Source organism: Pseudomonas sp. RIT-PI-q (genome assembly GCF_001297125.1).
GTDB lineage: Bacteria > Pseudomonadota > Gammaproteobacteria > Pseudomonadales > Pseudomonadaceae > Aquipseudomonas.
The window spans coordinates 76,685-96,437 of record NZ_LHPC01000022.1 but is presented as its reverse complement, the minus strand read 5'-3'; the positions used below and the strand labels follow the sequence as shown (position 1 = coordinate 96,437).

Annotated in this window: 15 protein-coding genes; 3 read left to right on the top strand and 12 right to left on the bottom strand. The window is 61.6% G+C overall.

Annotated features, from left to right (window positions below):
* Positions 1-211 precede the first annotated feature (211 nt).
* Both AEQ67_RS08745 and AEQ67_RS08740 read left to right on the top strand, forming a co-directional pair.
* A complete protein-coding gene (locus AEQ67_RS08745; protein WP_059403486.1) occupies positions 212-1,885 on the top strand; it encodes a nitrite/sulfite reductase in 1,674 nt (557 codons plus the stop codon).
* Positions 1,882-2,361 (top strand): DUF934 domain-containing protein, encoded by a 480-nt coding sequence (locus AEQ67_RS08740; protein WP_059403485.1) that lies wholly within the window; start codon positions 1,882-1,884, stop codon positions 2,359-2,361. The genes AEQ67_RS08745 and AEQ67_RS08740 overlap by 4 nt, the downstream gene beginning before the upstream one ends.
* Before the next feature lie 138 nt (positions 2,362-2,499).
* On the opposite strand, the gene AEQ67_RS08735 is transcribed toward AEQ67_RS08740, so the two are convergent.
* Entirely contained in the window at positions 2,500-4,860 is a 2,361-nt protein-coding gene (locus AEQ67_RS08735; protein ID WP_059403484.1) for a tetratricopeptide repeat protein, read from the bottom strand.
* 213 nt (positions 4,861-5,073) lie between these two features.
* Here AEQ67_RS08735 and AEQ67_RS08730 point away from each other — a divergent pair, with 213 nt between their 5' ends.
* Positions 5,074-5,745 (top strand): DUF3313 domain-containing protein, encoded by a 672-nt coding sequence (locus AEQ67_RS08730; protein ID WP_059403483.1) that lies wholly within the window; start codon positions 5,074-5,076, stop codon positions 5,743-5,745.
* Between the two features lie 107 nt (positions 5,746-5,852).
* On the opposite strand, the gene AEQ67_RS08725 is transcribed toward AEQ67_RS08730, so the two are convergent.
* The 11 genes from AEQ67_RS08725 to AEQ67_RS08675 all read right to left on the bottom strand — a co-directional run bounded on the left by AEQ67_RS08725 (position 5,853) and on the right by AEQ67_RS08675 (position 19,750).
* The gene (locus AEQ67_RS08725) at positions 5,853-8,366 is read right to left on the bottom strand and encodes a fused MFS/spermidine synthase (protein ID WP_059403482.1); all 2,514 of its coding nucleotides are present in this window, start codon (positions 8,364-8,366) and stop codon (positions 5,853-5,855) included.
* Positions 8,367-8,568: 202 nt separating this feature from the next.
* Positions 8,569-10,155 (bottom strand): arylsulfatase, encoded by a 1,587-nt coding sequence (locus AEQ67_RS08720; RefSeq protein WP_059403481.1) that lies wholly within the window; start codon positions 10,153-10,155, stop codon positions 8,569-8,571.
* A 74-nt stretch (positions 10,156-10,229) separates the two neighbouring features.
* Positions 10,230-11,258: an HAD family hydrolase gene (locus tag AEQ67_RS08715; RefSeq protein ID WP_059403480.1), complete on the bottom strand. Its 1,029-nt coding sequence runs from the start codon at positions 11,256-11,258 to the stop codon at positions 10,230-10,232.
* Positions 11,255-12,670 (bottom strand): BatD family protein, encoded by a 1,416-nt coding sequence (locus AEQ67_RS08710; RefSeq protein ID WP_059403479.1) that lies wholly within the window; start codon positions 12,668-12,670, stop codon positions 11,255-11,257. Before AEQ67_RS08710 ends, AEQ67_RS08715 begins: the two co-directional genes overlap by 4 nt.
* Positions 12,667-14,247 carry a VWA domain-containing protein gene (locus AEQ67_RS08705; protein ID WP_059403478.1) on the bottom strand — a complete coding sequence of 527 codons (1,581 nt, stop codon included), beginning with the start codon at positions 14,245-14,247 and terminating at the stop codon, positions 12,667-12,669. Before AEQ67_RS08705 ends, AEQ67_RS08710 begins: the two co-directional genes overlap by 4 nt.
* Position 14,248: 1 nt before the next feature.
* Positions 14,249-15,241, bottom strand: a complete 993-nt coding sequence (locus AEQ67_RS08700; RefSeq protein ID WP_059403477.1) for a vWA domain-containing protein — start codon at positions 15,239-15,241, stop codon at positions 14,249-14,251.
* Positions 15,228-15,809 (bottom strand): DUF4381 domain-containing protein, encoded by a 582-nt coding sequence (locus AEQ67_RS08695; protein ID WP_059403476.1) that lies wholly within the window; start codon positions 15,807-15,809, stop codon positions 15,228-15,230. Before AEQ67_RS08695 ends, AEQ67_RS08700 begins: the two co-directional genes overlap by 14 nt.
* Entirely contained in the window at positions 15,806-16,741 is a 936-nt protein-coding gene (locus AEQ67_RS08690; protein WP_059403475.1) for a DUF58 domain-containing protein, read from the bottom strand. The genes AEQ67_RS08695 and AEQ67_RS08690 overlap by 4 nt, the downstream gene beginning before the upstream one ends.
* A complete protein-coding gene (locus AEQ67_RS08685) occupies positions 16,738-17,718 on the bottom strand; it encodes an AAA family ATPase (RefSeq protein ID WP_059403474.1) in 981 nt (326 codons plus the stop codon). Before AEQ67_RS08685 ends, AEQ67_RS08690 begins: the two co-directional genes overlap by 4 nt.
* Positions 17,719-17,745: 27 nt before the next feature.
* Positions 17,746-18,789: a hypothetical protein gene (locus AEQ67_RS08680; protein WP_059403473.1), complete on the bottom strand. Its 1,044-nt coding sequence runs from the start codon at positions 18,787-18,789 to the stop codon at positions 17,746-17,748.
* Positions 18,790-18,802: 13 nt separating this feature from the next.
* Positions 18,803-19,750: a SphA family protein gene (locus AEQ67_RS08675; protein ID WP_059403472.1), complete on the bottom strand. Its 948-nt coding sequence runs from the start codon at positions 19,748-19,750 to the stop codon at positions 18,803-18,805.
* Positions 19,751-19,753: the final 3 nt, after the last annotated feature.

The window sequence follows — 19,753 nt, the reverse complement described above, 5'->3', positions numbered from 1 at the left end:
AAAAACGAGCCGCAAGTCTGATGCCGAACAGTTGAAGGGTTGAACGCCACGACCCTTGTGGGAGCGGGCTTGCCCGCGATGGCTGAGTCAAATTCGATAAAGATGTCGACTGACCCACCGCAATCGCGGGCAAGCCCGCTCCCACAGGTTTTTGTGACTTGACCGACTGGCATTAGCCGCAGAGCCCGATCAATCCTGATGAGGTAGCCACATGTATCAGTACGATGACTATGACCGGGCCCTGGTGTTTGAGCGGGTTGCGCAGTTTCGCGATCAGGTCGAACGTTTCATGGCGGGTGAGTTGAGCGAGGAAGAATTCCTGCCATTGCGCTTGCAAAACGGCCTGTACATGCAAAAGCACGCCTACATGCTGCGCGTGGCGATTCCTTACGGAACTCTGAGCGCCAACCAGATGCGTACGCTGGCCAGCATCGCCCGTGATTACGATCGCGGCTACGGTCACTTCACCACCCGGCAGAACATGCAGTTCAACTGGATTGAACTGGCCCAGGTGCCGGACATTCTCGAACGCCTGGCCCAGGTGGAAATGCACGCGATCCAGACCTCCGGCAACTGCGTGCGCAACATCACCACCGAAGCCTTTGCCGGGGTCGCGGCGGACGAAATGATCGACCCGAGACCCCTGGCGGAAATTCTCCGGCAATGGTCGACCATCAACCCGGAATTCCTGTTTCTGCCGCGCAAGTTCAAGATCGCCATTTGTTCGGCGGAGCAAGACCGTGCCGCGATCATGATGCATGACATCGGGCTCTATCTTTATCCGGGCGCGGACGGGCAAATGCTCCTGCGGGTGATCGTCGGCGGTGGGCTGGGGCGTACGCCGATCCTCGGTTTGCAAATCCGCGAGGGCTTGCCGTGGCAGCACCTGCTGTCCTGCGGCGAGGCGGTGCTGCGGGTCTACAACCGCCACGGTCGCCGGGATAACAAGTACAAGGCGCGGATCAAGATTCTGGTCAAGGCGCTGGGTATCGAGGCCTTCGCCAAAGAAGTGGAGGAGGAGTGGCAGTACCTCAAGGACGGCCCGGCGCAGTTGACCGACGTCGAATATGAGCGCGTGGCCAGTGCCTTTGTCGCACCGGACTACCGCGCGCTGTCCGACACCGATCTGGAGTTCGGTACACGCCTGGCTGAAAACCCGGTCTTCGCCCGTTGGGTGACGCGCAATGTCCAGCCGCACAAAGTGCCGGGTTACGTCAGCGTGGTGCTGTCGACCAAACCGGGCATCGCTTCGCCGCCGGGCGACGTCACTGGCGAACAAATGGAGGCGGTAGCCGCGTGGTCCGAGCAATTCGGTTTCGGTGAAATCCGCATCGCTCACGAGCAGAACATCGTTCTGCCGGATGTGCCGAAGGCGGATTTGTTCGGGCTCTGGAGCCTGGCCTGCGAGCAAGGCCTGGGGGGCGCCAATATCGGCTTGTTGACCGATATCCTTGCTTGCCCTGGCGGTGACTTCTGCGCGCTGGCCAACGCCAAGTCGATCCCGATCGCGCAAGGGATTCAGGGCCGTTTCGAAGACCTCGACTACCTGCATGACCTGGGCGACATCAGCCTCAACATCTCCGGTTGCATGAACGCCTGCGGTCATCACCACATCGGCAATATCGGCATTCTGGGGGTCGATAAGAACGGCAGCGAGTGGTATCAGATCACCCTCGGCGGTTCCCAAGGCAAGAACAGCGCGCTGGGCAAGGTTATTGGCCCCTCGTTCAGCGCTGCTGAAGTACCCGAGGTGATCGAGCGGATCATCGCCACGTTCGTCCGTTACCGCGAGAGCGAAGAGTTGTTCGTCGACACCTTGCAGCGCATCGGGCTGGAGCCGTTCAAAGAGGAGGTTTATCCGAAACTGCTGGAGGTGTCGGCATGAACAACCTGCTGCGACTTGAAGAAGGTGTGGCGCGCATTGATGCCGACGATCCATGGACCCTGGTCAGGGATGCCAACGAGGAATGGCCGGCGGGTGCCGTGATTCTGCCGTTGGCCCGTTGGCTGGAAGGTCCACCACAAAAGGGCGTATGGCTGGGACCGGACGATGAGGTGGAAAGCCTCAAGCCGTGGTTTGCGCAGCTGCCGCTGATTGCCCTGGATTTTCCGAGCTTCCGTGATGGCCGTGCCTACAGCCAGGCGTACTTGCTGCGCACGCGACTGGGCTGGACCGGCGAGTTGCGTGCGGTCGGCGATGTGTTGCGTGATCAGCTCAGCCATATGCGCCAATGCGGTTTTGACAGCTTTGCAGTGCGCGAAGACAAGTCCGCGGAGGATGCGCTCAAGGGATTGGCGGGGATGAGCGTGTTGTATGGGCGTTCGGTGATTGAGCCTCGGCCGTTGTTTCGGCGGCGTTGAGTTGTTTTCTGGCCGACGTGTCTTGAGAAAAGTTTTACCTGCACTGACGCCATCGCGGGCAAGCCCGCTCCCACAAGGAGCGGGCAAAACCTGTGGGAGCGGGCTTGCCCGCGAAGGGGCCTTCGGATCAGCCCGCGATCACTTCAACGCCGGATCACCCATGTTCATTTTCTTCCAGCCTTGCAGCAACACCTGGGCTTTGGGTTCCTGACCGTTTTGCAGGTAGTACTGGATCAGCGCCAGCCGTGCATTGCGATTGGCCGGCTGGACTTTCAACAAGCGTTCCAGCTCTTCGCAGGCTTGGTCGATTTTGCCACTGTCGTGCAACGCAACGGCCAGGACGTAGCCGTATTGGGCGTTCTGCGGTTCCAGTTGCGCGGCTTTGCGCAGGGCCGCCATGGCTTGGTCCGATTGGCCCGCACGCACCAGCGACAAGCCTTGGGTATGTTGCAGCAGCGCGGCGTCCGGGCGTTCTTTGAGGCTCTGTGCCAGCAGTGTTTGCGCCTCTTGGCCACGTCCGCTGGCTTCCAGCCATTGCACCAGGGTCACCAACGCCGGGTAGAAATCCGGGTCACGCTTGAGGGCCGTGCTCAGCAGCGCTTCGACTTCGCCGCTGCGACCGCTGGCCTGGTACAGCATGGCCAGGTTGAGATTGGCTTCGGCGCGTTCGGCCAGGCTCTTCTGCACCGCTTCGTATTCGGCAATGGCCGCATTCCAGTTGTCCTGGGCACTGCCCAAACCGGTGTGCGCCACGCTTAATAAATCCCGGGCGGCGGCGATGCGCACTGCCTTCACCGGATCGCCCAGTAACGGCGTCAACAACGGCGCACGCTCCGGGGGTGGCAGGAACGCGCTGATCGCCCGAACGGCACTTTCACGCACTTGCGGTGCCGGGTTGCTCAAGTCCTTGCTGGCCAGTTTCAGCGCTTGCTCGCTCGGATACAGCGCCAGTTCCGCCAGCAGGGTCGCCCGTTGAATCGCCGGCAAATTGCTGCGTTGCAGCTGTTCATACAGGGCTTGCGCGGCGCCGGGCTGACCGTTGCGAATCAGCCACAGGCTTTCGTCGTAACGCGGTGCTTGTGCGGCGTTGGCGTTGGCGGTGTTCCAGAGCTTGAATTGTTCGGTGTCCTTGTCACCGGCCTTGCCTTGGTGACAGGTCAGGCAGGCATCTGGCGTGCCGAGCTTTTTCGCCCGTTCGGGGTTGGGAATGCTGAAACTGTGGTCATGCCGGAAGTCATTGCCCATGTAGAACTTGCCGGGCATGTGGCAATCCACGCACTGCGAACCTGGTTGGCCCATGGCGTGGCGGGTGTGTTCGATGGAATCGTAATTTTTCGCTTGCAAGCCTTTGCCATCGACACCTTCAACGGCGGTTTTGCCGGCGGTGTTGTGGCATTGCAGGCACACGCCGTTACCCGGCGCCTTGAGCTCGGTGCTGTGCGGGTTGTGGCAGTTGCTGCAGCGCACACCTTTGTCGAACATTTTGCTTTGGGCGAAGGAGCCGTGTTCGAACACTTCATCCTTGATTTTGCCGTCCAGGGCATACAACTCACGGGTCAGGGCACTGGGCAGATAGTCATCCATCAGGCGTTTGCCAGCGGTGTAACCATCGCCCAGTGGCGCGCGGCGGGAGTGGCAGCGGGCACAGGTTTCGATTTCGACAATGGCGTTCTTGTCCTTGAGGTCGACGGCAAACCCGGCGTGGATCAGGTCAGTTTTTTTCGCCGTCCACTCCAGGTGATTGGAGGCCGGGCCGTGGCACGCCTGACAGCCGACACCGAGGCTGTTCCACTGACTGTCGAAGGTGTTTTTCACCGCATCGAAATTGCGCTTGTAGCCAGTGGTGTGGCACTCGACGCACATGAAGTTGGCGTTCTGGCTCGGCTTGCTCCAGTGCAGCGGGTCCTTGAAGTTCACGCCCTGGCCCGGATAGAGGTGAAACCAGCGCTGCTTCTCGGTATCCCAGGCCACGCCCAAGGCTTGCAGCCGACCTTCGCCGACCTCGATCAAATATTGCTGCAACGGCGCGATGCCGAAGGTGTAGGCCACTTTGAAGTCTGCGTTCTTGCCGTCGATGCCGGGGGTGTTGACCCAGAATCCGTCGTCCTTGCGCGAGAAACGGGTGGTTTCGTTTTCCGCTTTGAAGGTGACGTTGTTGAAGTCGCCCAGCATGGTTTCAGCGTTCGCTTGCTGCATCGCCAATTGGTGATGCGAGCCTCGCCAGTCCTTGACCTGTTCGCTGTGGCAGCCTTGGCATTGTTGCTCATCGACCATCTTCGCCGGCAGCGCGGCAACCGGTTGCGGTTTGACCGGCTGAGCCACCGGTGCGCTCACCGGTGCATAGGTCACGGGGGCCGGATGGCTGCTGAGCAGAAACCAGCCGATGCCCGCGACGGCCGCCAGCAGAACGCCGATGATGACGGGAAACAGATAGCGATTGATCAAGGTCGGTTGCGAATCAGGGTTCGGGTTTACAGTTTTATTTTTATGTTTCGGCATTGCGACTTCCGTAGTCCAGGTGCGTTTGCCGTCAGGCGCGCGTTCAAGCGAGATGCAGCTTTGCCGGATGGCCGGCGTCTGTCAAATGACGGTTATGATCTCTGTGTAGCGTTAGATGAATAGTGTGATTTTTCATAACGAAAAGCTCTGCATTGGCTATACCTGTACCACCCTTACTTTTACCGTTACCGATCTACTTACAGGAGTTACAGCATGAAGCTTGCGTTAATGATGAGCACGGTGTGCATGGCCTCGATCGGATTGGTCGGCTGTGCCAGCAAAGTCGTTGAGCCGGACCAGTATTCGGGCTTTCTCAAGGACTACAGCCAGCTCAAGGAAGCCAAGTCGCCATCGGGTGCCACGGTGATGCGCTGGGTCGATCCCAAGCTCGACATCAGCAAATTCACCAGCGTCTACGTCGAACCGACCCAGCTCTATCCCAAGCCTCAACCGACGGTGAAAATTCCTCAGGCGACGTTGAACGGCATCACCGGTTACTACGATCAGGCGCTCAAGCGTGAAATCGGTAAATCCTTGCCGTTGGCCACTGGTCCTGGTCCGGGTGTGATCGTGGTGCGTGCTGCAATCACCGCGGTCAGCAGCAAGACCGAAGGCCTCAAGCCTTATGAAGTCATTCCGATTGCCCTGGTGGCCGCAGCGGTCAGCACCGCCAGCGGCATTCGCGATCAGGAAACCGACCTGGCCACTGAAGCGGTGTTTCTCGACGGTGGCAACAATCATATGTTGGCCCAGGTCGTGCGCAAGGGCACCGGCAAGCCGTTGGAGAACGACGCTCAGGTGATGAAGGCCGATGACGTCAAAGGCGTGATCGATGGTTGGGCGGCGGATATGCATCAGTCGTATTTGAAACTCAAATCCAAGTGATGTACTGGGGCTGATGGCCTCTTCGCGGGCAAGCCTCGCTCCTACAGGTTTACGCGGTCCCTGTAGGAGCGAGGCTTGCCCGCGATGGCGGTCTGAAAGTCGCCGAATCATTCCCCGACAAACCACCGGTAATACGGATTCCCCCCATCCCCGCGCATCACCTCGCGAATATCCCTGGCCCAGGCATCTCGGTCGCCGTCATACGCATGCAGACTCGCCCGATAGAACTGCATCAGGCGTTGCTGGTGCGCATTCATCCGCTCGTTGAAACCCGCATCGGCATTCACCAACGGTGGCGCGATACGCAGGTCGAGCAAGGCCGGCAGCACGCGGCTGATCTCCTTGGCCCGGACCCACGGCGCATATTCGATACGCGGCTGATCATCGGTCACCGGTTGAGCGTCAGCGGCGAAACGTTCCAGCCCTGCGCGATCGGTCACCCAGGTCGCCAGCAACGCCGCGGCTGAACCGATGCCCACGTCCTGCAAGGTGCTGCGAACGCTGTCCTGCTGGAAACGTTGGCTGATTTTCGCGGCATCCAGTTCGATCGGTTCAAGCGAACCCACCAGTAGCATCTCGTGGAACTCGCTGGTCCAGAGCGTGGCGTAAGGGAAGACGTCGAGGAAGCTGCGCACCAGCGAGCGCGAGTCGTCGATGTTCTGGGTCGGTAACGGCAGCCACTGGGCGACCAGGCCTTTGTTCTCCAGGCGGCTGGCGGCCAATTGGTAGAAGGCGCGGGAATACAGATTCACCACGCCAGCGGCGGAGGGCGGTGGGGGTTCGAGGGTGATCAGGTCGTAGCGTTGCGGGTTGCGCAGCAATTCCTGACGACCGTCGCGCAGCCGCACATCGACCGCCGGATCCGCGGCGGCGTTGAAATTCCCCTTGAACAACGGGGCCGCTTTGACCACCGAGGGCAGCAGCTCCGCGACGACGCGATGTTCCAGCCCTGGATAGCGCGTCAGCGCACCCGCCGTGATGCCCGTGCCGAAACCGATCACCAGCGCCGAGCGCGGTTCACCGTTGTGGATCAGCAGCGGCAACAGCGCCTGAATGCGCATGTAGCGCAGGGACGGCATGGCGTCACCGGTGTTGGACACACCCTGGATATACAAACGCTGGAACGCTTTCTGCCCCTTGCCCTGAGTGACCACGGCCACGGTGCCGCCGCGACCTTCTTCGTAGAATGCCAGCGTCGCGTTGCGTGCACCGGGGAGCAGGCTGGCGAGCTTGTCCACCGGGGTCAGCAGCGCGAGGGCCAACGACAGCAGGCCGACCGCGATCACGCCCTGACGCCGGCCTTTCTTCACGCCATGACCCTTGCGCACCGCGAAGTAGCCGATCCCGGCCGCGATAATCGCCAACAACCCCAGGGTACGAACCAGCCCCAGCATCGGGATCAGCACAAACCCGCAGAGCATCACACCGATGATGCCGCCCAAGGTATTGAACGCCACCACCTCGCCGACATGACGCCCCACGTGGTCGCGGCCGACGCTCAGGCGCAACGCCAGGGGAAACGCCGCGCCAAGCAACAGGGTCGGGACAAATACGATGCTCAATGCGGCGACGGCAAACCGTGCGCTCATGCCCGGCAGTTCACTGGCGCCCAACGATAAAACCCAGGCTTCGGCGACGCTTTGGGCGACGACCAGCCAGCGCCCGAGCAGGGCGATTTCCAGCAGGGCGACCAACCCCGCACCGGCGATCAGCAGACCGAACACGCCCCAGGGATCGCGCAGGCGATCAACCCGACGGGCCAGCAGCACGCTGCCGAGAAACAGGCCGGTGAGGTACGTCGCCAGCACCACGGCAAAAGCGTAGGTGCGGGTGCTCATGAACTGCACGATGGCCTGCGACCAGACCACTTCGTAACCGAGGGCCACACCGCCAGCAATGGAATACAGCCACAGCGCCAGACGGTCGGGCGCTTTGCTGGCGGGGTGTTTGACCGGGGCATCTGCCGGCATCGAATGATGGCGTTGGAACCACACGGCACCGGCGGCGGCCAGCAGGTTGAGCATCGCCGCCGCCAAGGCGCTGCCGCGTACGCCGAGGGTGGCAATCAGCACGAACGCCGCCAGCAGCGTGCCGGCGATGGCCCCGGCGGTGTTCGCGGCGTAGAGCTGACCGCCAGCCTTGCCCAGGTGCTGCGGATCGGCGGCCAACGAGCGAACCAACACCGGCAGGGTGCCGCCCATCAGCAGCGCCGGAATGCCCACCAAGGCAAACGGCAGGACCCAGGCCAGTACGCCGATATGCTGTTCCAGCCAGGCAAACGGGCCGGCCGCGAGGCTCATGGCGAAAGTCGCGCCAACGCCGAGAATAGCCACCAGCACTTCCAGCCCCGCATACAACAGGATCGGTTGCTGCAAGCGATCGGCCCAACGTCCGAACAGCAAACCACCCAATGCCAGCCCGGCAAAAAACGCGCTGATCCCGGTGGTGATGGCGTACACCTCGACGCCTACCACCAACGACAGCTGCTTGATCCACAACACCTGATAGACCAGCGCCGCAGCACCGGAGACGAATAACAACAGGGCAGGGATCAGCAGCGCCGGGGTGGCGACGTGAGGGGCAGGTATGGCCGACGACTTGCTGGCGACACGTGTGGACATGGGTCTGTTGCCTTGTACAAAATTCGAATTGGAAACAAAACCCTGTAGGAGCTGGCTTGCCAGCGAAAGCGTTGGTTCAGGCAACATCATCCAGTGACTGGACGTCAGTCTTCGCTGGCAAGCCAGCTCCTACAGGGGGAATGTGTTTACATTCCTGAAACAAGGCCGCTCGCCGGTGAAGGCGAGCGGCGGTCAAGCGGTTTTACTGTGCAGGCTGGCTCTTCATTTTTTCAGCGATTTTTGCATCCACGGCAGCACGGATCTGGTCAATGCTGAAGCTCGCCGGTTTCTGGCTCGGTGGGTACTCGATGAACGTTTGCAGGAACTCAGCAGACTTGCCGACGGCTACAGCCGCCAAGTAGACGTTTTTGGTGTTCCAGTCATAAAACTGATCGGACACCACGTCGGCGCGTTCATACGGGTCCATCCGCAGGTTGAGGATTTTCGGCACCCGCAGGCACACGAACGGTTCACTCCAGACCCGGAAGCCGCCCGGCTGGCGTTGTTCGCAGAACACCACTTTCCAGTTGTCGAAGCGCATCGACACCAGCACGCCGTCATCGTTGAAGTAGTAGAACTCCTTGCGCTCGCCTTTAGGCTGTTGTCCGGTCAGGTAAGGCAGTTGGTTGAAACCGTCCAGGTGCACTTTGAAGTTGTTGCCGCCGGAGGTCGGTGCCCAGCCTTTGAGCAGCTTGTTTTTGACATCGGCATCGCCAGCCGCCGCGAGCAAGGTCGGGAACCAGTCCATGCCCGAGAACATCTCGTTGGAGACTTCACCGGCCTTGATCTTGCCCGGCCAACGAACAATCGCCGGCACGCGGTAGGCGCCTTCCCAGTTGGAGTTCTTCTCGTTGCGGAACGGCGTGGTCGCCGCGTCCGGCCAGGAGAACTGGTTCGGGCCGTTGTCGGTGGTGTAGACGACGATGGTGTTGTCGGCGATTTTCAGGTCGTCGAGGGTCTTCAGCAGTTTGCCGACGTCACCGTCATGCTCGAGCATGCCGTCCGCGTACTCGTTGCCGGGCATGCCGCTCTGGCCCTTCATCGAATCACGTACGTGGGTGAACACGTGCATGCGGGTGGTGTTCATCCAGACGAAGAACGGCTTGTCCGCCTTGGCCTGTTTCTCGATGAACGCTTGCGCAGCGGCGGTGGTTTCGTCGTCGATGGTTTCCATGCGCTTGGTGGTCAGCGCGCCGGTGTCTTCGATCTTGCCGTCGGCGAAACTGTGGATCACGCCGCGCGGGGTGTTGGCCTTGACGAACGCAGCATCGTCTTTTGGCCAGTACGGACGCTCAGGTTCTTCTTCAGCGTTGAGGTGGTACAGGTTGCCGAAGAATTCGTCGAAGCCATGGTTGGTCGGCAGGTATTCATCCCGGTCGCCCAGATGGTTCTTGCCGAACTGGCCGGTCGCGTAGCCCTGGGACTTCAGCGCCTGGGCGATGGTGATATCGCGTTTCTGCAAGCCCACCGGTGCGCCAGGAATACCGACTTTCGACAGACCGGTACGCAGCGGCGTCTGGCCGGTGATGAACGACGAGCGTCCGGCGGTACAGCTGTTCTCCGCGTAGTAGTCGGTGAACATCATGCCTTCCTTGGCAATCCGGTCGATGTTCGGAGTCTTGTAGCCGACCACGCCCATCGAATAGGCGCTGATGTTGGTCTGGCCGATGTCATCGCCGAAGATCACTAGAATGTTGGGTTTTTCAGCGGCCCCGGCAGTTGCCGAAATCGCCATTACCGAGGCCGCCACCAGGGCGAGCTTCGGTAACCACGTGCGTATGCGAGTCATCTGACTTGCTCCTTTTGCTTGCTAGAGTCGCTGTGTGGCGACAAACGTTTTTTGCGGTCCTGCGTTACGTTTCTTTATTGCACTTGCTCAGTGTTGGCGGCATCGAAAGGATAGATCCGGCGCCAATCGGCGGCCATGTCGACGAGGGTCCAGCCACGGGTTTTTGCTTCGTCCAGGGCCTTGTCCAGACGGCCGATCTGCGACTGTCGGTCGTAGGCCCATTCACGTTTGGCGTCGGTGTGATGCACCAGCCCCATGAGGCGTTTACCCGGCCCTGCGGCAGTCCACTGCAGCATTTGCAGGTCGCCATCGGAGTTGCCGAACGCGAGAATCGGTCGGCGCCCGATCACCGCATCGATGCTTTCCGGTTTGCCCGGGCCGTCATCGTTATGCGCCAGTTTTGGCGTGCGCACGATCGACGCTTTGCCGTCCTTGTACTGGAACGCGGTGACGAACGTGGTGCCGATCACCTGCTCCGGCGGGATGCCGTAGACCTTCTCGGCGAAGGCGCGCATGAACGCGGTGTCGCCGCCGGAAACGATGTAGGTCTTGAAGTCCTGGCTGCGCAGGTAGTCGAGCATTTCCAGCATTGGCTGGAAGATCATCTCGGTGTACGGCTTGCCGGTCTTTGGATGGCGGGCCTGGGTCAGCCAGGTCTTGGCGTAGTCGTCGAAAGCGTCGGTGGTCATGCCGGTGTGGGTTGCACCGAAGATCTTCAGGATGCCGTCCATGCCGGTGGCGGCCAGCGCCTTGTGATCGTTTTCCAGAACGGCTTTGAACGGTTGGGTGGTTTGCCATTCCGGGTGTTGCGGCGCGGTGCGCTTGACCTCTTCGAGGGCGAACAACAATTCGAAGTACATCGGCTGCTCGCTCCACAAGGTGCCGTCGTTGTCGAACACCGCGATGCGGTCCTCGGGTTTGACGAAGTCCTTGTTGCCTTGATCGGTGACTGTCTGGACGAACTCGATGATGTTCTTTTTCGCCGGGCCGTCGTTCCACGAAGGCAGCGGCTCGGCAGCCAGGGCCAGCAGCGGCAGGCTCAACGCCAAGGTCAACAACAGTTTCAGTCCGTGGCGTTGATGGCTCGGTATCGGGTTCGTCATGGGAAATCCTTCTCGTGAACGGGATTGAGTGGGTGCAGTGCCGGTGCGGCTGATTCTCTGTTGCTTTCGGTCTGACTATGCAGCGTAGCCAAGGATTGCTTGAGTTGGCGCAGCGCCTGATCTTCGGTCGGCTCGCGGCCGTAACAGGCGCGCAACAGTGCTTGCAGGCGCGGGCCCAGGTTGGTCAGTTTCAGGCCCTTGCGCCGGCGCCGGGTCCACAGGTACAGCGCGCTCAACTGCGGCGGTTGGCTATCGAGCTGCGCCGGAATCTGCTGCCAGGCGTAATCGGCGGACTCCAGCCACATCGTGTGTCGGGCGACGCGCCGGGCCTGCCAGCCAAGGTACGCACGCTGCATCACGGGGCGGGCAAACCAGGCGGCCAGCGCCACGATTACCAGCAACGCCAATACGCCAAACCAATGCTCGGAAAGGTGCAGGCGGCTTTGCTGGCCAAGTTTTTTCAGGTCATCGGTGATCGAGAACACGGGTCGATAAGCACTGTTGGCCACGGCCTCGAAGGTCACGGCCGGGACTTGCGCGGTACGGGTTTGCTGGCTGCTGGCGTCCCACCATTTCAACTCGATCGCCGGCAGGCTGTATTGACCTTGGGTGTCGATCCGATAGGTCGCGGTATCGATACGTTGACCGCCGTTGAAGTTGCCACGACCGTCATCCAGGTTGCTCACTTGCGGGTTTTTCGGGTAACGGCTGAGGCCAGCGACGTCCGCCAGTGACGGTGTTGGCAGCGACATGGCCAGCGCACCGTCGGCTTGCAATGTCAGTTGTCGGGTGACGCTGTCGCCGACTTTCAGCGGGGTGGCCGAGTCGAGGACCTTTTGGGTGAAACGCAGCGCTTGTGCCACCAGCACCGGTTCACCGGGTTTGAAGCCCGGTGGTTGCGCCGCATTGAAGTGCAGTGGCTGGCTCTGGGCGCTCAACTCGGTGCTGGCCTGGCCGGGTGTGGCGCGCACGGTCAAGGGCGGGATGTCGAAGCCCTGAGCCAGACTCGGGGTGATCCGGTAGCTGTAGCGCATGCCGTTGAAGGATTTGCCGTCGAGTGTCTGGTTCAGGTGCTCGGCGTGGCCGTCGGGCGGCATGACCAGCGCGCCGGGCAGCTTGAGGTCGGGCAGGGTGGGGGCGCTGGTGAACCAGCTGTCGGTGAGGATGTCGAGTTGCAGTTCGACAATGCCGCCCACCATGGGTGGGGTGGTGGGTTGCAGGCTGGCCTGGACCCTCAGTTCGGGTTCGGCGGCCAGGGCGCCTGTGGTGAGCAGGCAGAGGAGCAAGGTGCTGATTGCTGCTGTGGCTGAACTGCCGCCATCGCGGGCAAGCCCGCTCCCACATTTGATCTGTGTGCGCCGCAAATCCCCTGTAGGAGCTGGCTTGCCAGCGAAGGCCGCAACTCGGTTCATGGCTTACCCCCCGCCTGATCCTGCAAACTGAATTTCTGCTTCAAGAACTTCGCCGGTGAAGTGGTCAGGTTCTGCAACCACTGTTCATCCGACGCCGCCTGTTCAGTCTCAACCGGCTTGCTCTGACCCTTGCCCGGCGCCTTGTCCATTTTAATTTCGTCAGGCTTGACCTCAGGCGCGTTCTGCGCGGCGCTGTCGGTGTCTTTCTGCAAGGCAATCGCCAACGCCAGGTTGGCCGTGGCTTCAGGGAATTGCGCCTGTAATTTCAACGCTTGGGTGTACGCCGCGATGGCCTCGTCGAACTTGAAACGTCGCACGTAGATATTGCCCAGATAGAAATACGCCTGGGGTGTTTGCAGGCGCGCGAAACTGGCCAGTGCCAGGTCGAAATCCGCCGCGTTGTAGGCCGCGATGCCTTTCCAGTACGGGTCGACAAAATGCGCGGCCGCCTGAGGAAAGTGCTGGTGTTCGAAGGCCCAGCGACCTTGCTGGTCCGGGGTGAAAAAGGCATCGGTCAGCGCATTGGCTTCGGCCGGTGCCGGTTGTAATCCGATGCCCAGCGCCAGCAGCCATCCGGCCATCCAGTTCAGGCTCCAACCCTTGCGCACGCTAAAGAAAGCAATCAGCAACAACGGCCAGCACAGCCAGTAACCGGCGTCTTTCCAGTGCAGCTCGCGCTGTTCGTCGCTGGCCGCCTGGAAATGCTGCTGGGCGTGCAGCTCGATCCAGTCCAGGTCGTCGTCATTGAGCGTCAGGCTGCCCAGCGGCGCATCGAGCTTCGATCCAAGCTGCTTGAGGGCCGCTTGATCGAAACGGCCGAGTGCCGGGCGACCGTTGCTGTCGGTGCGCGGTTGGCCGTTGGCATCGTGGATGATCCCGCCGTCCTCGCTGCCGACGGCCAGGATAATGACTTGCAGCGCGCTGCCGTCCAATAACTTGTCGAGACCGTCGAGCTGTGAGGCGTCGGCACCGTCGGTGAGCAGCAACAGGGTGCCCGGGGTTTTCTCGGCGGCGAGCAGGCGTTTGGCTTGCTCGATCACGGCGCCGACGTCTTTCCCCGGTTTGCCGATCAGGTCGGTGCTCAGGGCCTGGATGAAGGTGTCGAGCAGCGCTGGATCGTCGGTCGCTGGCAGCACCAGATGGGCGCTGCCGGCATAGGCGATCAGCGCGTTCCGGGCGCCGGCGCGGCGTTGGATCAGGTCGTGGAGTTTGTGTTTCGCCGCTTCCAGTCGACTGGGCTGCACGTCGTTGGCGTCCATCGACGGCGACAGGTCGACGGCAATGATCAGCGGTGCGCGGTTTTCCAGAAAATCCGGGCGGTCCTGTTCCCAGGTCGGTCCAGCCGCAGCGATCGCGCCCAGTATCAACAGTGCACACACCAGATGCACCGGCCGCAATCGCTGTTGATCCTCTGGTGTGATCAGCAAATGCGGCAGCAAGTGCCCGGCGATATTGCTGCGCAGGCGTCGTTGCAAGTCATGACTGCGGCGCCAAAGCATCGGCAACAGCGCGCCGAACGGCGTCAGCAACAGCCAGAGCGGACGCAGGAAATGCAAGTCGCTGAAGTTGATGTCCATCTCAGGCCTCCCGCCGCTGACGGGCGATGGTCAGGCGCGGAAGCAGCAGGGCGCACAGGTGATAAACCCCGAGCAAACCGATCGCTGCGCCCAGCGGCCACCAGAACAGATCGCGCTTGGGCTGGTGGCTGAGGGTTTTCACCTGGTGCGGGGTGAGCTTGTCGAGGGTGCTATAGACCTGATCCAGCGCGGTACGGTCTTCGGCGCGGAAGAATTTTCCGCCGGTCGCTTCGGCGATCTGCTGCAAGCCTTGCAGGTTGACCCTGGCTTCGCCTTCAGCGGTCGGGTCGCCGATGCCGATGGTATGAATCACCACACCTTTGGCGGCGGCCATAGAGGCCGCGTGATCCGGGGTAATGGCGCTGCTGGTGTCGTTACCGTCAGTCAGCAGGATCAGCACTTTTTCCTGTTCGTGGGCCTGGTCGAGCAGCTTCAGGCTCAGGCCGATGGCGTCGCCGATCGCCGTGTTCGGGCCGGCCATGCCGATGCCTGTATCGTCGAGCAACAGCGACAGGCTGGCGTGATCGAGGGTCAGCGGCGCTTGCGGGTAGGCGCCACTGCCGAACACGATCAGGCCGAGGCGATCGTCTTTGCGTTTGTCGATAAAGCCGTGCACCACGTCCTTGACCGCCGCCAGACGGTTGATTTTCTGGCCGTTGCTGTCGGTGAAGTCAGTGGTTTCCATGGACTGGGAAATGTCGATGGCCAGCATCAGGTCACGCACCGGTTGTTGGCGCTCGATGGGTTTCTCGACATACACCGGGCGCGAGGCCGCCAGCAGCAGCAACGCCCAGACCACTAGATTCAGCAGCAGTTGCCAGCGATTGCTGCGGGCCCCGGCCTGACTCGGTGCCTGGCCGACCGCGCGGCTCATCGCGCCGAAAAACGGCACGCGCACGGCGCTGCGAGCCTCGCGGTAATCGGGCAAGTAGCGATAGCCAAACCATGGGAGGGGCAACAGGAGTAGCAGCCAGGGGTAATCAAGCTGCCACATGATGACGCTCCACCCAGAGTTTGCAAGTGTCGAACAGGTGTTGGCGTTGTTCGCTCGGCAGGGCACGCAACGTGGCATCCGGGGCGTAGGCCAGCGTTGCCAGTTGCTGGCTGAAATCGGCCGGCAATGGCTCAGCGATGTGCTGCTGCAGGAAGGCTTGCCAATCCTCTTTCCCTAACGCCGCAACCCCTTGTGAGAGCGGGCTTGCCCGCGATAGCGTCGGTGCAGTTGACATAAACGTTGAATGTGAGGGCCTCATCGCGGGCAAGCCCGCTCCCACAGGTTTTGTGTGCGGCATGGAGAGGGCGACCCGTTTGAGCAACTCTGGAAGCTCGCGCAACGCATTCAAATCGTCACTGCGTTTTTGCAGCTGTGCCAGCCGCACCAACGCCTCGCGCCGGTAACGGTCGCGCCGCCACTGCCAATACCGGCGGGCGGCGACGATCAACGCGGTCATCACCAGCAACCCGAGCAACACCCACCAACCCCACGTCTGTGGCACATAGCTGACCGGTGCCGGCAGCGCCAACTCCTTGAGTTGTTCAATGCTCGGAATATTCGGGTTCATCGACGGCCACCGCTGAGCTTGCCCAGTTCGGCGCGCAGTTGTTCCTGAGCATCGGTGGTCGTGCTGAACATCATCAGCGGCACCTGACTGCGGCGCAGCAACGTGGCGACGTCCCTGAGCCGACCGCTGAGAAAATCCCCCAACGGCTGATGCACACTGCGCTGCTCAACCGCCAGTTCCACTTGCAATTGGCCTTGGGTGATCAGCACCCGGCCGTTCTGCGGCAGGTTTAGCGCCAACGGGTCGTAGACCTGCATGGCGATCACGTCGTTGTGCGCCGACAGCTGCCGCATCAATTGCAAAGTGCGCTCACCGGCGCCGGCAAAGTCGCTGACGATGCAGATCAGGTGATCGTGACCCGCCAACGCCAGGCAATGCTGCAACACCTTGTCGAGCTGGTCTTCACCTTCGGCGTCCGGGTTGCTGGCATTCAATTGCTGATTCTGTTGGGCGATGCGGCTGCACAACGCCTCGACCCGCTTGCGGCTGCGCAGCGGCGCGACGCTGTCGATACGCTGGTCGTTGAACACCAGGCCACCGACCCGGTCGCCCGCGTTGAACACCATCCATGCCGCCAGCGCACCGAGTTCGGCAGCGATCGCGGATTTGAAGCTGCGTTGCGAGCCAAAGAACATCGACATGCGCTGGTCCACGAGGATTAACGCCGGGCGGTCGCGCTCTTCGGTGAAAGTGCGCACCACCGGTTTGCCGGTGCGTAGCGATGCACGCCAGTCGAGGTGGCGCAAATCGTCCCCCGGCTGATAGCGGCGCAGTTCATCGAAATTCAGCCCACGACCGCGCAGCCTTGAGGCATGGTTGCCGGCGAGGAGGCTGCCTTGCGGCTGGCGGGCGAGGAAACTCAGGTCATGGGCCTTGAACTCCAGCGCCATCAACTGCGCCAGAGAGACATAGACCAGACCGTCGGTATTCATGCAGGAATCGCGACGTTGTCGAGCAAGCGATCAAGCACCTGATCGGCCGTCACGCCGTCGGCCACCGCGTCGTAGCTCAACTGCAAGCGATGGCGCAGCACCGGATGCACCACGGCGCGGACGTTGTCTGGAGAGACGAAATCCTGCCCCTGCAACCAGGCATCGGCGCGGGCGCAACGGTCCAGGCCGATACCGCCGCGAGGGCTGGCGCCGAGGGCGATCCAGCGGCCGAGGTCGGCGTCGTAATCGGCCGGGTGGCGCGTGGCGTTGATCAGGTCGATCAGGTAACGGTCGATGGCCGGCGACACGTGAATCGCGCTGACTTCACGGCGCGCGGCGAAGATCACCTCCTGGGACAGCGCAAATCCCTGCACGGCAGGCGTCTTGGCACTGAACGCCTGTTCTTCATCGCGCAGCAGCCGCAGCACCTGGCTCTCGTTTTCTGCGCTGGGGTAATCCAGCAGCACTTTCATCAGGAACCGGTCCATCTGCGCTTCCGGCAGCGGATAGGTGCCTTCCTGTTCGATCGGGTTCTGCGTCGCGACGACGATGAACAGCTCGGGCAGCACATGGCTGTTGCCGGCCACGGTGATTTGCCGTTCTTCCATGGCTTCGAGCAGCGCTGCCTGCACCTTGGCCGGGGCGCGGTTGATTTCGTCCGCGAGGATCAGGTTGCCGAACAATGGCCCTGGCTGGAACTGGATCTGGTTTTTGCCGTCGACCTGATGCAGCACTTCGGCACCGGTGATGTCCGACGGCAGCAAGTCCGGGGTGAACTGGATGCGGCTCATCTTCGCGTCCAGGTGCTTGGCCAGGGCTTTGACCGTGCGGGTCTTGGCGAGGCCCGGAAGGCTTTCGAGCAACAGGTGTCCGTTGGCCAAGAGGCCGAGCAGAATCTGCCGGATTACCTCGTCCTGGCCGAGCACGGCTTCGGCGATGCTCGCATGCAGGGCTTTGAGATCTTGGAGTGCGGTCATAAAAGTTTCCTTACTCAAAGGCATGCTTCAGAACATGAAAGTCGGAATGACGGGAATGAACGACAAGCGAAAATTCCAGCGACTGCTGATCAGGTCGTCCGGGTGAATCGCCGAGTATTGAATCTCCCCGGAGATTCGCACCGGCAGCTTGCCGAAGTTGAAAATCCGCCCGGCACCGAGGCCGATCGGGAAGGTGACCTTGTTGCCGCCCTCAGCTTTCCAGTTGACGGTGACGTTGGGCGTCATGCCGATGCGCCATTGTTCGGGGCCGGGAATGCTGCGCTGGATGAAGTACTGGATGTTGGTCAGGCTGACGTCTTTGCGGTTACTGTCGCCTCCCACTGACCACCAGTGTTGCGGGAACAGCCCGAGGGTCCAGTCTTCGCCCAGATAAGCCGCCACGAACGCCGGGCCGAGGGAGTATTTGCCGGTGCCGAGCACGTCTTCTTCAGCGGTGGGGAACATCGCGGTCGGGCCGAAACCCCAGACCAACTTGCCGCCTCCGGCGAAGCGGACCGGTTCCTTGGGCGAGAACACACCGACATAGGCCAGGTCGCCGAAACCGCTGGTGCGGTCGAACGGATCCTGCACCACCGAGGTGAAATCGCCACGGTCGCTCAGGATGTCGCTGGGGCCCATGCCAATCAGGTTGCCGGCGCGGTGGTTGACTGGCGCGCTGACATAGCTGATGGGTAAGCGGTTGATCAGGTTCCAGTCTTCGCCGAGGGAAATCGGGAAGGTCGGCATGAAGCTGTATTTGCCGAGCATCCGTGTGCCGTTGCTGTTCGGGCCTTTGAGCGCGGTGTAGTCGAACTGGTTGAACAGCAGCACCAGATTGCCCACCGGGTTATCCATCAATTTGGCGATTTGTTCGGTGGAGGGGTCGCAGCCGGCGGCCACGACCTTCTTCAGGTCGATGTCGAAATCCTGTTGCAGTCGATGGCAGGTCTCGGGATCACCCTTGGCTGCGGGCTGCGCCGGTGTGCTGCCGAGTGTCGGCAAGTCGCCGCTGGCGCAGGCCAGGCTGCTGAACAGCACACTGCATAAAGTCCATTTCGAATTGATGGCCATCCCTGGTCAGCTCCTAGAAAAACGCCAAGGTCATATTGACGGCAATGCCGTTGCCTTCGGGCCGGTTCTTGGTGTCGAACTCCGGCACCCAGCGGAGACTCAAGTTGGCCTCGGCGTCAGCGAACTTGCCGGCCCAGCCCACCACCGGGCCGGCGCCCACCGAACGTCCGCGAAAGCCACTGCTGGCACCTTCCCCTGAGTCATCGGTGAGCTGCTGGATGTAACCTGCTGCCAGGCCGGCGTTCCAGCCGTTGCCGAAGCCGTGGGTCCACAGTGCATCAAGGGTGAAGATGTTGCCGTTGCGATAATCCGTGGCATCGTTCTCGGTGTAGAACTCCAGGCCGCTCGACAGGGTGAACTCGCCACCCTTGCCGTCCAGGTGGGTGAAGGCCACGGTGGGCATGAAGGTGTAATTGTTCTGCCCGGGGTTGGCCAGGCGGTCATCGTTGTAGGCGCCGGTCGGCACGTAGATCGGCAGGGACAACGAGAGATGGTTGAGCTCATCGAAGTGGTAACCGGCAGCGATTGGCGTCACCAGCATGTCGGCGAATTGCGTACCGGTGTCCTCGGTGCCCAGGGTCCGGCCACGCGGGCCGGTGATGCTCGCCGTGATGTCGGTGTACTGCACGGGCACGCCGATGGCCGAGGCGTAGTTCCAGCGACTCTTGCCGGTGTCCCAGATATGCATGAAGTTGGCCATGGTGTAGGAAACTTTCATGTCCAGGCCGGTACTGAGTTCGCCCACGATCGGCACCTGAGCGTTGCCCTTGAGGTCACCGTCGTACCAGATGCTGGTCAGGGGCATCACCCAACCGGGTTCCGGCGGCACGATCCCGGCATTGGAAAACACCTGCTGGCCGGTGATCGGCCGACCGACACCGCCCTCGGCCGCGAGGAGCAACGGGCTGGCACCGAACACGCACAAGGCCAGCAAAGGACGTACTACAAAAGGCCTGACCATGAC

Coding starts and splice junctions, on each gene's coding strand:
- AEQ67_RS08730 (WP_059403483.1), top strand. CDS start 5,074: ATGAAGCTTGCGTTAATGATGAGCACGGTGTGCATGGCCTCGATCGGA.
- AEQ67_RS08705 (WP_059403478.1), bottom strand. CDS start 14,247: ATGGACATCAACTTCAGCGACTTGCATTTCCTGCGTCCGCTCTGGCTG.
- AEQ67_RS08675 (WP_059403472.1), bottom strand. CDS start 19,750: ATGGTCAGGCCTTTTGTAGTACGTCCTTTGCTGGCCTTGTGCGTGTTC.
- AEQ67_RS08685 (WP_059403474.1), bottom strand. CDS start 17,718: ATGACCGCACTCCAAGATCTCAAAGCCCTGCATGCGAGCATCGCCGAA.
- AEQ67_RS08695 (WP_059403476.1), bottom strand. CDS start 15,809: ATGAACCCGAATATTCCGAGCATTGAACAACTCAAGGAGTTGGCGCTG.
- AEQ67_RS08740 (WP_059403485.1), top strand. CDS start 1,882: ATGAACAACCTGCTGCGACTTGAAGAAGGTGTGGCGCGCATTGATGCC.
- AEQ67_RS08700 (WP_059403477.1), bottom strand. CDS start 15,241: ATGTGGCAGCTTGATTACCCCTGGCTGCTACTCCTGTTGCCCCTCCCA.
- AEQ67_RS08715 (WP_059403480.1), bottom strand. CDS start 11,258: ATGACGAACCCGATACCGAGCCATCAACGCCACGGACTGAAACTGTTG.
- AEQ67_RS08745 (WP_059403486.1), top strand. CDS start 212: ATGTATCAGTACGATGACTATGACCGGGCCCTGGTGTTTGAGCGGGTT.
- AEQ67_RS08690 (WP_059403475.1), bottom strand. CDS start 16,741: ATGAATACCGACGGTCTGGTCTATGTCTCTCTGGCGCAGTTGATGGCG.
- AEQ67_RS08680 (WP_059403473.1), bottom strand. CDS start 18,789: ATGGCCATCAATTCGAAATGGACTTTATGCAGTGTGCTGTTCAGCAGC.
- AEQ67_RS08710 (WP_059403479.1), bottom strand. CDS start 12,670: ATGAACCGAGTTGCGGCCTTCGCTGGCAAGCCAGCTCCTACAGGGGAT.
- AEQ67_RS08725 (WP_059403482.1), bottom strand. CDS start 8,366: ATGTCCACACGTGTCGCCAGCAAGTCGTCGGCCATACCTGCCCCTCAC.
- AEQ67_RS08735 (WP_059403484.1), bottom strand. CDS start 4,860: ATGCCGAAACATAAAAATAAAACTGTAAACCCGAACCCTGATTCGCAA.
- AEQ67_RS08720 (WP_059403481.1), bottom strand. CDS start 10,155: ATGACTCGCATACGCACGTGGTTACCGAAGCTCGCCCTGGTGGCGGCC.